This is a genomic window from Salinifilum aidingensis (genome assembly GCF_054782015.1).
On record NZ_BAAGTH010000009.1, the window covers coordinates 213,959 to 226,199 of the forward strand.

Here is a 12,241-nt window from a genome sequence, read left to right on the forward strand (position 1 = left end):
GCCGCTACCGCTTGGCCCAGGAGAGGACGTCCTCGGCGGTGCGCGCGTTGACGACGCGTTCGACGGGGATCCCGGACCGCTCGGCGCGGGCGCACCCGTAGGCCTGCCAGTCGAGCTGCCCCGGGGCGTGCGCGTCGGAGTCGACGGTGAACTCGCAGTCCAGGTCGCGGGCCAGGTGCAGCAGTTCGTCCGGCGGGTCCACGCGGTCGGGGCGCGAGTTGATCTCCACGGCCACCCCGTGGTCGCGGCAGGCGGTGAACACGGTGTGCGCGTCGAAGGTGGACGGTTCCCGCGGGCTCGAACCCACGCGGCGACCCGTGCAGTGCCCCAGCACGTTCACCACCGGGTTCGCCACCGCCGCGCACATCCGCTCGGTCATCTCGCGGCACGGCATCCGCAGCTGCGCGTGCACGCTGGCCACCACCACGTCGAGCTCGGCGAGCAGGTCGGCGTCCTGGTCCAGCCCGCCGTCGGGGTGGATGTTCACCTCGATTCCGGTGAGCACGCGGAACGGGACGAGGCGCTCGTTGAGCTCGGCCACCGCGCGCAGCTGCTCGCGCAGCCGCTCCGCGGACAGGCCGCGGGCCACGGCCAAGCTCGGCGAGTGGTCGGTCAGCACCAGCCACTCCAGGCCGAGCCCGCGGGCCTGCCGGGCCATCTCCTCCAGCGGGCTGCCGCCGTCCGACCAGTCGGAGTGCGCGTGGCAGTCCCCGCGCAGCGCCTGCCGCAGCTCCCGCCCCTCGGCGGGAACGTCCACCTCGGACCGCAACCGCTGCAGGTACTCGGGGACCTCGCCGCGCACCGCCTGCTCGAGCACCTGGGCCGTGGTCGTGCCGATCCCGTCCACGCGGGTCAACGTCCCCCGCCGGGCGCGGTCGGCCACGTCGCCGCGCTCGGCCGCGATCGCGGCGGCGCGCCGGAACGCGCGCACGCGGAACGAGGGGGCCTGTGCCCGTTCGAGCCAGAACGCGATCTCGCGCAGCGCCTGTTCCGGTTCCACGGTTCCTTGGTAGTCGATGCCGGCGAGGTCCGCACGTCCGGTTCGTGCCCGCGCACCGACCGCCACCAGCACCGATCGCGAGTCCGGCGTCCGTCCCCGAGCCCGGTCCTCGTCGGGTGCTCCCGCCTCCCGCTGCGCGGTCCGCTCTGCGCGCCCGGGGAGGAGGCGGCACAGTGCTGCGACGAGGGCCGCGTCGCGGGGAGGCACGATGACCGAGGGCAAGATCGTAGTCGGTGTGGACGGTTCCGCGGAGTCGAAGGCGGCGCTGTCCTGGGCCATCGACCAGGCGTGCTTGACCCGCTCGCGGTTGGTCGCGCTGACCGCCTGGGACAGCCCGCCGATCTACGGCTGGGAGGCGGCACCGACGCGGCAGAACCTGAACACCGACGCGGCGCGCGGGCTGGCCGAGGTGATCGAGGAGGTCACCGGAGGGCGCCAGCCGGTGGAGATCGAACGCGAAGTGGTCAACGGGCACCCGGCGAAAGCGCTGCTGTCCGAGGCCGCGGAGGGGGAACTGCTCGTGCTGGGCAACCGCGGACGCGGGGCGTTCACAGCGGCGCTGCTCGGCTCGGTGACGCAGTACTGCACGCACCACGCCCGCTGCCCGGTGGTCGTCGTGCGGGCTCCCCGCAACGCGGAATGACCGGCCGGAGCGCTCAGTCGTCCTTGCGCCCGACTCCGCACCAGGCGAGGCGGCGCGCCTCGGTGGGATGGTCCAGGGCGGCGTCCGGGCGCCAGTCGGGGATGAACGTCACCCCGGGGTCGAGAACGGTGAAACCGTCGAACCACGGGAGGATCTCGGCGCGGTCGCGCACGAACAGCGGGTTGCTCGTGTCCTGGTAGGCCGCGGCGAACCGGTCGACGGCGCGGGCCTGCTCGTCGGGGGCCTCGTCGTTGGCGATGTGGGTGAGGGCCAACCACGAACCGGGCGGCAGGCGGACCGAGTAGCGGTCGATGATGCCGGCGGGGTCGTCGGCCGGGGAGACGAAGTGCAGCACGGCGACCATGAGCACGCAGATCGGCTGCTCGAAGTCGAGCGCGCGCAGCGTGCGCGGGTCGCTGAGCACCGCCTCGGCATCGCGCAGGTCCCGGTCGACCACGGCGACCTCGTCGCGGGGGTACCCGTGCTCGTCGAGCAGCAGGGTGCTGTAGTTGAAGGCGACGGACTCGTGGTCGTCGTAGACGACCCGGGCGTGCGGGACCTGCGCCCGCGCGATCTCGTGCACGTTGCCGACCGTGGGCACGCCGGAGCCGAGGTCGAGGAACTGGGTGATCCCGGCGCGTAACGCGTGCTGCACGACGCGGCGGACGAAGTCCCGGTTGAACCGGGCGACCGGGACCACGTTCGGCCACAGCTCCATGAGCTCGTGCGCCTTGCTGCGGTCGGCTTCGAAGTTGTGCGCCCCGCCGAGGTAGTAGTCGTACAGCCGCGCGGCGTTCGGCGTGTTCTCGTCGCCGATCAGCGGCTCTCTCCCGGTGGGCTGCATCGCGTCCTCCATCCGGCACGAGATGACGCACGGGCGGTCTGCTCGATCACGGTAACGATCTTGAGCGCTGCCCGGCCAGTCCCGCCGGCCACGGAAGCGCGCACGGCGCTCCGATCACCTCCTCCTGGCTGTTCGGGGGTGCTGCCCGGAGGATTGATTTCATTCAACACTGAAACAATCGATGCAATTGACACACCGGTTCCGAGCGCCCGGAACTCCGCCGAACCCCGAGCGGGGCCGGAAGCAGTCAGGGTTTCACGCCCACCCCGCACCAGGTCTCGCTCCACTCCGGGGCGTCGTCGGCCACCCGCATCCGGTCGGGCTGCCACCGCGGCGTCCACACCACCCCCGGGGCGGTGACGTCGTAGCCGGCGAAGAGATCGCGCACCTGGTCCAGACTGCGCGGGGTGATGCGCACGGTCGTCGCCTCGAACACGGCCCGCGCCACCGCCGAGGCCCCCCGCTGGTGATCGGCCGTGGTGTGCGCGAGCACCAGCATGCTCCCCGACGGCAGCGCATCCCGGTAGGCGGCCACGACCTCCCCGGCGCGCGGCAGGTAGTGCAGCACGGCCACGAGCAGCACGGCCACCGGCCGCGACAGGTCGAGCAGGCCGCGCACGCGCGGATCCTGCAGGACGGTCCGCACCTGCCCCAGATCCGCGTACAGCACGTCGACGGATTCCAGCCCCACGAGCAGGTTCCGCGCGTGCGCCACCGCGACCGGATCGCTGTCCACGTAGACCACGCGCGCCCGCGGCGAGGCGTGCTGCGCGATCTGGTGGGTGCTGCCCACCGTCGGCAGCCCCGACCCCAGGTCGAGGAACTGGTCGACACCGCACCGCAAGCAGTGCTGCACCGCGCGGTTGAGGAACGAGCGATTGGCGATGGCGACCTCGGCCACCGAGGGGGCTGCCGCGAGCACGTGCTCGGCCGCCACGCGGTCCACCGCGAAATGATGACCCCCACCCAGGAAGTAGTCGTACATCCGCCCCGCGTTCGGCCGATCGAGATCGATCCCGGCGACGTCCGGTCGATCCGGCAACCCCCGCGTCGATTCGCTCGTCATGCCGAGAGGATTCTCCGCCCCGCGCGCACCCGGCAACTCGCTCGCGCGCACCGCTCCCCTGGACCGATGCAGGACCGAGCGCTCCCCTCCCGTCTACAGTGGATCACCTGCCGGACCGCGCCCCGCCTCCGCTCCGGCACCACCGGCCACGGTCGCCACACGCGTCGCGCGCACCGCGGCCGCGCGCCGGTCGCGTGGCACGCTGCGGGGCAGCGGTGCATCGCAGCGACGACCGGAGCGCGGAGGAGGCCATGGATCTCGACATGGTCGTGGAAATCCCCGAAGGATCGCGGAACAAGTACGAAATGGACCACACCCTCGGGCGCATCCGCCTGGACAGGACCCTGTTCACGGCGACGCGGTACCCGGCCGACTACGGCTACTTCCCGGGGACCGTGGCCGAGGACGGGGATCCGCTCGACGCGATGGTCCTGCTCGACAGCCCGACCTTCCCGGGGTGCGCGGTCCGCGTGCGCCCGATCGCGGTGTTCTGGATGCACGACGAGGGCGGCCCCGACGCCAAGGTCCTCTGCGTCCCGGCGGACGATCCGCGCATGGAGCCGGTGCGGAACCTGCAGGACGTCCCGCAGCACCAGCTGGGCGCGATGAGCCACTTCTTCCACGTGTACAAGGCGATCGAACCCCGCAAGAGCGGCGAGGCCCGCGGCTGGGAGGGACGCGTGGCCGCCGAAGCGGTCATCGTGGACGCGCAGCACCGCGCGGAGCGGGGCGAGCGCATCGCCGGGGTGCCGGCACCCCGGTTCGGCGTCGGTGCCGACTGAGCGCGCCCGCTGCGGGGCCGGGTTCGCCCCGCTCCGGGATGCGATGGATCATGCAGTGGTGACCGATACCGCCCGCTGGACCTACCTGATGGACCTCAACGGCGTGCTCATGCGCGACGAGCAGCGCGTCGCGCCCGGGGCGCGCGAGTTCCTCGACGCGCTGCAGCAGCACGGGCTGCCGTACCTGGTGTTCACCAACGACTCGGCCTACACCCCGCGCGACCTGCGCGCCCGCTTGCTGACCTGCGGTTTGGACATCCCCGAGCACGCCATCTGGACCTCGGCGCTGGCCACGGCCTCCTTCGTCGCCCGGCAGCGGCCCGGCGGATCGGCCTACGTCGTCGGCGAACCGGGGCTGACCTCGGCGCTGACCGAGGCCGGCTACGTGCTCACCGAGCACGACCCGGACTACGTCATCCTCGGCGAGACCCGCACGTACAGCTTCAGCTCGATCACCAAGGCCATCCGGCTCATCGAGAGCGGGGCGCGGTTCCTCGCCACGAACCCGGACGAGCTGGGGCGCGGCCGGGAGGGCTCGCTGCCCGCGACGGGCGCGGTCGCCGCGCTCATCGAACGCGTGACCGAGCAGCCGCCGTACTACGTCGGCAAGCCCAACCCGCTCATGCTGCGCTTCGCCCTGCGCACGCTCGGTGTCAGCGCTGACAGCACCCTGCTGCTCGGCGACCGCATGGACACCGACATCCGCTCGGGCATGGAGGCGGGCATGCGCACGATCCTCGTGCTCTCCGGCCTCTCCGGCCAGGACACCGCGCGCCAGTACCCCTTCCAGCCGGACAGGACGATCACCTCGGTGGCCGACATCGTCGACCACGTGCACGATCCGTTCGGCGGTTGACGGGGCGGGGCACCCCGTCCCGGGGCGACTGCCGCCCGGGACGGCCGGGAACCCCGGGACGACCGGGGCGCTCCGGAGCTGCCGGGTCACTCCGCGGTGAGCGTCGCGATGAGCTCACCGCTGCGCTGCTCCGGCAGCGAACGCGCGAGGTCGGCCAGCGCCAGCATCCCGACGAGGCGGTCGCCGTCGATCACCGGCAGCCGGCGCACCCGGTGCTGCCGCATCGTCTCCAGCGCCTCCTCGGCCGAGTCGTCCGCGCCGATGGTCACCGCCTCCTCCTGGTTGAGGTCACCGGCGGGGAAACTGCTCGCATCGCGGCCCTGACCGACGACCTTGACGATCACGTCCCGATCGGTGATCACGCCCTTCACCCTGTCGTCGGGTCCGCAGATCGGCATCGACCCCACCCCGAGATCGGCCATCATCCGGGCCGCTTCGCGCACCGGTTGGTCGCTGCGCACGCAGTGCGTCCCCGGAGTCATCAACTCGCGAGCCGTGGTCATCGCTCCTCCTCTCAGCTTTCGCCGCCTCCCGGCGGCACCGCGCGAGGGATGCCGCCGCACGCCCTGCCCCTACCCCGCCGGGCGGAGCGCCACACCCGCCCCCGTTCTCCCCGGCCCCGCGCGGGCGGGGCGGGGCCGATTGCCGCCGCGGTGTCCACCGTGGTCACCGCGGCGGGGCGAGCACCCGCGCACGGGTGCGGGTGCGACCGCTGTGGCGCGGATCTCCTCCGCGCCGGTCCCGCCGCGGAACTCCACGGCAACCGGGGCGCCCCCGCCGCCCGGGAGCCGCTGCGCGGCCGCGGCGGTCTTGTCACACGCCGCCGAGCGGGTAGTCTCATGCGTGCTGGTGGTTCGTGCGGCCGCGCCGGGTTTCCCGGCGGAGGGCGGCACGAGGCAAGAGGGAACCCGGTGCGATTCCGGGACTGCCCCGCAGCGGTGTGCGGGAACGAACGCCGTCCCCGACCGACGGGTCGGGTGGGCACTGGGCCGAGCGCCTGGGAAGCCGACGGCGCGTAGGAACCTCGGACGAGCTCCGAGAACGCCCGCGAGTCCGAAGACCTGCCACCGGTGCGCGCGTCACCGCGACGTGCGCGTGTCCGAGGTCTCGAGGGAGGACCCTGCGGACGATCGGCACCGGTGCGGCCCGCAGTTGCGCGCACCGCACGTGCCGGTGGTCAGGCACATCCCCCATCGGACTTCGGCGTCCCCGTGTCGTCGAACCGAGGAGAAGCGTTGACCAGCACCATCGGATCGACCGTCCTGGGCTACCCCCGGATCGGTCCGAACCGAGAACTCAAACGTGCCCTGGAGCGGTACTGGAACTCCCGCATCAGCGAGGCCGACCTGCGCAGCACCGCGCGGGACATCCGCGCCGGCACGTGGCGCACGTTGGCCGATGCCGGGCTGCGCTCCGTGCCGAGCAACACGTTCTCGTACTACGACCAGGTGCTCGATGCGGCGGTGACGTTCGGCGCGGTACCGCGCCGCTACACCGAGCTGGGCCTGGACCCGCTCGGCACGTACTTCGCCATGGCGCGCGGTGCGGAGTCCACGCCGCCGCTGGAGATGACCAAGTGGTTCGACACGAACTACCACTACCTGGTCCCGGAGATCGGTCCGGACACGCGGTTCGCGCTGTCCGACACGACCGTGGTGGACCAGTACCGCGAGGCGGTCGGCGAGGGCGTGAGCACCCGGCCGGTGCTCGTCGGGCCGGCGACGTTCCTGCTGCTGTCGAAGCCGGCCGAGGACGCGCCGGAGGGCTTCGCCCCACTGGACACAGTGGATGACCTCGTCAGCGCCTACGCCGACCTGCTGGCCGAGCTGCACCGGGCCGGCGTGCCGTGGGTGCAGCTGGACGAGCCCGCCTTCGCCGCGGATCGCACCGCGGAGCAGCTGCAGGCCCTGCGCTCGGCCTACGCCCGTCTCGGCCAGCTGCAAGAGCGACCGAAACTGCTCGTGGCCGGGTACTTCGGCGATCTCGGCGAGGCGCTGCCGATCCTGGCCGACAGCCCGGTGGAGGGACTCGCGCTCGATCTCGTCTCCAGCCCCTCCACAGTGGAGGAGATTCCGAAACTGACCGGCTTGCGCGACAAGTCGGTGGTGGCGGGCCTGGTCGACGGGCGCAACATCTGGCGCACCGATCTCGACCGGGCGCTGGCGACCGCGGAGCGGCTGCGCGGATCCGCGGGCGAACTGGCGGTCGGGACCTCGTGCTCGCTGCTGCACGTGCCCTACGACGTCGAAGCCGAGACCGAGCTGGACCCCCAGGTGCGCTCGTGGCTGGCCTTCGCCGAGCAGAAGCTCGAGGAGGTCGTCACGCTGCACCGGGCGCTGCACGAGGGCCGCGACAGCGTCTCCGGGGAACTGGCAGCTGCGCGGGCCCGCGTGGACCACCGCGCGCACGCCGCCCGGGTGCACGACGAGCGCGTGCGCGCCCGGGTCGCCGCGCTGCGCCCCGGGGACGCCCGCCGGGAGGAGTACGCGCGGCGTCGGCGGGCCCAGCAGGAGGCGTTGCGGCTGCCGCCGCTGCCGACCACGACGATCGGTTCGTTCCCGCAGACCGGTGACGTGCGCAAGGCGCGGGCCGCGCTGACCGCGGGCACCATCGACCGGGAGAACTACCGGCAGCGGATGCGCGACGAGATCACCGGCGTCATCCGGCTGCAGGAGCGGCTCGGGCTGGACGTCGTGGTGCACGGTGAGCCGGAGCGCAACGACATGGTCCAGTACTTCTCCGAGTACATGGAGGGCTTCGTCAGCACCCGCCACGGGTGGGTGCAGTCCTACGGGTCCCGCTGCGTGCGTCCACCGATCCTGTTCGGCGACGTCTCGCGGCCGGCTCCGATCACCGTCGAGTGGAGCACCTTCGCCCAGCAGCAGACGGACAAGCCCGTCAAGGGCATGCTCACCGGGCCGGTGACGATGCTGTCCTGGTCGTTCGTCCGCGACGACCAGCCGTTGGCGGACACGGCACGGCAGGTGGCGCTGGCGATCCGCGACGAGGTCGCCGATCTCGAAGCGGCCGGCATCCGCGTGGTGCAGGTCGACGAACCCGCCCTGCGCGAGCTGCTGCCGCTGCGGACCGCCGACCAGCCCGCCTACCTGGACTGGGCGGTGCACGCCTTCCGGCTGGCCACGTCGGGCGTCGTCGCGGGCACCCAGATCCACACGCACCTGTGCTACTCGGAGTTCGGCGACGTCATCAACGCGATCGTCGACCTGGACGCCGACGTCACCAGCATCGAGGCGGCCCGGTCGCGGATGGAGGTGCTGACCGATCTCAACGCGGTCGGCTACGGCCGCGGCATCGGTCCCGGCGTGTACGACATCCACTCCCCGCGGGTGCCGGACACCGCGGAGATCGCCGCGCTCGCCGACGAGGCGCTGCGCGCCGTTCCCGCCGACCGCCTCTGGATCAACCCGGACTGCGGGCTGAAGACCCGCGGTTACGAGGAGGTCGAGGCCGCGCTGCGGAACATGGCCGACGCGGCGGCGAAGGTCCGCTCGACCCTGCCGCGGTGACGGCTCCTATCGGCCCTGCCGCGGTGACGGCTCCGGTCGACCCCGCGGTGGCGGTCCTGCCGCGGTGACCGCGCGTCGCGGGCGGGCGCGCCTCCCCCACCACTCGCCGTCCGCCCGCGGCCGACCGCAGCCGTGCTGCCCGCCGCACGCGAACGCGGCGCCGCCCCGGTCCTGCCGGGGCGGCGCCGCGCGTGTTCGGACGGGCGTGTTCGGACGGGTCAGCCCTGCTGGGCCGCACCGGCACCGCTGACCGGCAGCACCGGCTGCGCGATGGAGATGTTGTGGCGATCGAGGTCGGTCTTGAGCTGGGCGCGGAGCCGGCGGCCGAGTTCCCACTGCTGGCCCGGCTGGGTCTTGACGAGCACGCGGACGGTCACCGCTCCGTTGCCGATGCCGACGATGCCGCTGATGTCGGGGCGCTCCAGGACCTTCGGCTGCACCTCCGGGTCGGCGGCGAAGGTGTCGATGCTGCCCTGGATGACCTGCTTGGCGAAGTCGGTGTCGACGGAGTAGTCGAGCGGCAGCTCGACGACCGCGTTGGCCCAGTCCTGGTTCATGTTGCACACGCGCTGGATCTCGCCGTTGCGCACGTACCAGAGGCCGCCGTTGAGGTCGCGGATCTTGGTCACGCGCAGGCTGACGACTTCGACGGTGCCGACGGCGTCGCCGGCGTCGATGACGTCGCCGACGCCGTACTGGTCCTCGACCATCATGAACATCCCGGCGAGGAAGTCCTGCACCAGGCTCTGCGCACCGAAACCGATCGCGAGGCCGAGCACGCCGGCGCTGGCGAGGATCGGTCCGATGCTGATGCCGAGCTGGCCGAGGATCGTCACGAACGCGATGCCGAAGATGAGGAACGAGGCGACGCTGCGCAGCACCGATGCCATCGTGGCGGCCCGCTGGCGCTGCCGCTCCGCGCGGGAGGACTCGCCCCCGTTCTGCACCACCGGACCGTTCTTCAGCTTCGCCTTCGCCGCGGACAGGCGCTCCTGCGAACTGATCATCCGCTTGGTGGCCTGGTCGATCACGCGGCCGGCGACCGCGCGCAGCACGAGCGCGAGCACCACGATGATGACGATGTTGATCAGTCCGCTGACCAGCGCGCCGGCGTTGTCGCTGAACCAGTTCGTGACCGCGTCGGCTTGCGCCGCGGCGCGCTCATCCGGTTGGGCACTCGGCGTGAACAATGTGTGCTCCCGTGTCGATGACAGACATTGGATCCGTGATCACCCCCAGGTCGGCCGGGAAGCCTCGCCGCGCCCGTCCCCGCGGTACCGATCCGGCGAAGTTCTGCACGGGTAGTGACCAGGCGGACGACGTCGGTGTCCGCTGGAAGGGGGGCAACTCACCGCTCGGGTATTGTGTCAGAGCGCAGACCTCTCCTCGCCGCAGCATCCCCGCCGGAGTGTCGCCCCTGCGCAGCGGAGGTCCACGCGTTGCGCGCCGGCCGGAGGGCGCGCAGCCGGCGGTGAGCACCCGGGCAGCCGCGCACCGCGGGAACGAGGACTCCTCACCCGCCGAGCATTTTCATTCGTGCGAGTGATGAGATGAGAAATCCATTCGGGCTTCTGCATTCGCAGCGTGTTCAGATCGACACGTCCGGGGTGCACCCGACACGGGGGCGCACGGGTGATCGCCACGACCCCGGAGCTTGAGATGCTTGGAGCCCGAGACGACCCCGAGCGGGACAGGAGGTGTTGGCGATCCGGAACGTCGTCCCCGGCCGGCGCGCGGCCTGGGCGCACCGGGTCCTCGGCGCACCGGCAGGCGCCGGCAGCCGCCCGCGGTGTGTAGGCCACACCACATTCGGCGGGAAAAACCGCCGCCTGTGTTCGCTCTACACGAAACCCGGGGAATTCGAGTGGGCGTGACGGTGTTTTTCGGCCGGTGTTGACGCCAATACTGGGGGTACGCAGCCGAAGACAGGAGCGCCGTGGGCCACCGGCTGACGGCAACGCCAACAACCCGCTACGTCCGCGAGTCGGCCGGAATGGCAGGTCGGCCGCCGTTGTTGACCGAGAAAGACCCCAGCAATACGGACTGCCGGCGCAGCAGTCAGGGAGTGCGAATGTTCGAAAGGTTCACCGACCGCGCGAGGCGGGTGGTCGTCCTGGCCCAGGAGGAGGCCAGGGCGCTCAACCACAACTACATCGGCACCGAGCACATCCTCCTGGGCTTGATCCACGAGGGTGAGGGTGTCGCCGCCAAGGCGCTGGAGTCGCTGGGAATCGCGCAGGAGGGCGTGCGCCAGCAGGTCGAGGAGATCATCGGCCAGGGCCAGCAGGCACCGAGCGGGCACATCCCGTTCACCCCGCGGGCGAAGAAGGTCCTCGAGCTGTCGCTGCGGGAGGCGTTGCAGCTCGGCCACAACTACATCGGCACCGAGCACATCCTGCTCGGCCTGATCCGCGAGGGCGAGGGCGTGGCCGCGCAGGTGCTGGTCAAGCTCGGCGCCGACCTCAACCGGGTGCGCGAGCAGGTGCTGCAGCTGGTGTCCGGCTACGGCGCGGAGTCGCAGTCCGGGGAGTCCGCGGCCGGTGCGGGCGTGGGCTCCGGCGGGGAGAGCGGCCAGCGCGCCGCCTCGCTGACGCTGGACCAGTACGGCCAGAACATGACCCAGCAGGCCCGGGACGGCCGCCTCGACCCGGTCATCGGCCGGGAGACCGAGATCGAGCGCATCATGCAGGTGCTCTCGCGGCGCACGAAGAACAACCCGGTGCTCATCGGCGAGGCCGGCGTCGGCAAGACCGCCGTCGTGGAGGGCCTGGCCCACCGGATCGCCAAGGACGACGTTCCCGAACCGCTGCGGAACAAGCACCTCTACACCCTCGACCTGAGCTCGCTGGTGGCCGGGTCGCGCTACCGCGGCGACTTCGAGGAGCGCCTGAAGAAGGTGATCAAGGAGGTGCGCACTCGCGGCGACATCATCCTGTTCATCGACGAGATCCACACCATGGTCGGCGCGGGTGCCACCGAGGGCGCGATCGACGCGGCCAACATCCTCAAGCCGGTGCTCGCGCGCGGTGAACTGCAGGTCATCGGCGCCACCACGCTCGAGGAGTACCGCAAGCACATCGAGAAGGACGCGGCCCTGGAGCGCCGCTTCCAGCCGATCCAGGTCGCCGAGCCCTCGGTCACCGACACGGTCGAGATCGTCAAGGGGCTGCGCGACCGCTACGAGGCGCACCACCGCGTGTCGTTCACCGACGGGGCGCTGGCCTCGGCGGCGAGCCTGGCCGACCGCTACATCAACGACCGGTACCTGCCGGACAAGGCGATCGACCTCATCGACGAGGCCGGTGCGCGGCTGCGGATCCACCGCGCCACCAGCGGCGAGGACCTGGACACCGCCGCCGAGGTCGACGAGGAGCAGATCGCGGAGGTGCTGGCCCACTGGACCGGCATCCCGGTGTTCAAGTTGACCGAGGAGGAGACCTCCCGGCTGCTGCGGATGGAGGACGAGCTGCACAAGCGGGTCATCGGCCAGGACGACGCGGTCAAGGCCGTGTCGCAGGCGATC

10 protein-coding genes and 1 riboswitch are annotated in these 12,241 nt (G+C 71.8%); of the genes, 5 read left to right on the forward strand and 5 right to left on the reverse strand.

What is annotated here, in order from left to right; genetic code table 11:
• Positions 1 to 4 precede the first annotated feature (4 nt).
• Entirely contained in the window at positions 5 to 1,000 is a 996-nt protein-coding gene (locus ACYVJE_RS14220; protein WP_461144821.1) for a PHP domain-containing protein, read from the reverse strand.
• A 208-nt stretch (positions 1,001 to 1,208) separates the two neighbouring features.
• Between ACYVJE_RS14220 and ACYVJE_RS14225 the strand changes: the two genes are divergently transcribed.
• Positions 1,209 to 1,643, forward strand: coding sequence for a universal stress protein (locus ACYVJE_RS14225; protein WP_459155845.1), 435 nt, complete (start codon positions 1,209 to 1,211; stop codon positions 1,641 to 1,643).
• Positions 1,644 to 1,656: 13 nt separating this feature from the next.
• On the opposite strand, the gene ACYVJE_RS14230 is transcribed toward ACYVJE_RS14225, so the two are convergent.
• Positions 1,657 to 2,487, reverse strand: coding sequence for an SAM-dependent methyltransferase (locus ACYVJE_RS14230; protein WP_461144822.1), 831 nt, complete (start codon positions 2,485 to 2,487; stop codon positions 1,657 to 1,659).
• Between the two features lie 247 nt (positions 2,488 to 2,734).
• Positions 2,735 to 3,553, reverse strand: a complete 819-nt coding sequence (locus tag ACYVJE_RS14235; protein WP_461144823.1) for an SAM-dependent methyltransferase — start codon at positions 3,551 to 3,553, stop codon at positions 2,735 to 2,737.
• Positions 3,554 to 3,804: 251 nt separating this feature from the next.
• Here ACYVJE_RS14235 and ACYVJE_RS14240 point away from each other — a divergent pair, with 251 nt between their 5' ends.
• Together ACYVJE_RS14240 and ACYVJE_RS14245 are read left to right on the forward strand one after the other, a co-directional pair.
• On the forward strand, positions 3,805 to 4,335 hold the full coding sequence (locus tag ACYVJE_RS14240; RefSeq protein WP_461144824.1) for an inorganic diphosphatase: 531 nt from the start codon (positions 3,805 to 3,807) through the stop codon (positions 4,333 to 4,335).
• A gap of 43 nt (positions 4,336 to 4,378) precedes the next feature.
• Positions 4,379 to 5,191: an HAD-IIA family hydrolase gene (locus ACYVJE_RS14245; protein ID WP_461144825.1), complete on the forward strand. Its 813-nt coding sequence runs from the start codon at positions 4,379 to 4,381 to the stop codon at positions 5,189 to 5,191.
• An 86-nt stretch (positions 5,192 to 5,277) separates the two neighbouring features.
• On the opposite strand, the gene ACYVJE_RS14250 is transcribed toward ACYVJE_RS14245, so the two are convergent.
• Positions 5,278 to 5,694 carry a CBS domain-containing protein gene (locus ACYVJE_RS14250; RefSeq protein ID WP_459155850.1) on the reverse strand — a complete coding sequence of 139 codons (417 nt, stop codon included), beginning with the start codon at positions 5,692 to 5,694 and terminating at the stop codon, positions 5,278 to 5,280.
• A 330-nt stretch (positions 5,695 to 6,024) separates the two neighbouring features.
• A riboswitch (cobalamin riboswitch) is annotated at positions 6,025 to 6,274 on the forward strand.
• 152 nt (positions 6,275 to 6,426) lie between these two features.
• Here ACYVJE_RS14250 and metE point away from each other — a divergent pair.
• Positions 6,427 to 8,718 carry a 5-methyltetrahydropteroyltriglutamate--homocysteine S-methyltransferase gene (metE, locus tag ACYVJE_RS14255; RefSeq protein WP_461144826.1) on the forward strand — a complete coding sequence of 764 codons (2,292 nt, stop codon included), beginning with the start codon at positions 6,427 to 6,429 and terminating at the stop codon, positions 8,716 to 8,718.
• A 218-nt stretch (positions 8,719 to 8,936) separates the two neighbouring features.
• On the opposite strand, the gene ACYVJE_RS14260 is transcribed toward metE, so the two are convergent.
• On the reverse strand, positions 8,937 to 9,908 hold the full coding sequence (locus ACYVJE_RS14260; protein ID WP_461144827.1) for a mechanosensitive ion channel family protein: 972 nt from the start codon (positions 9,906 to 9,908) through the stop codon (positions 8,937 to 8,939).
• Positions 9,909 to 10,789: 881 nt separating this feature from the next.
• Between ACYVJE_RS14260 and ACYVJE_RS14265 the strand changes: the two genes are divergently transcribed.
• A partial coding sequence (locus ACYVJE_RS14265) for a Clp protease N-terminal domain-containing protein (RefSeq protein WP_461144828.1) occupies positions 10,790 to 12,241 on the forward strand: 1,452 nt, incomplete at its 3' end.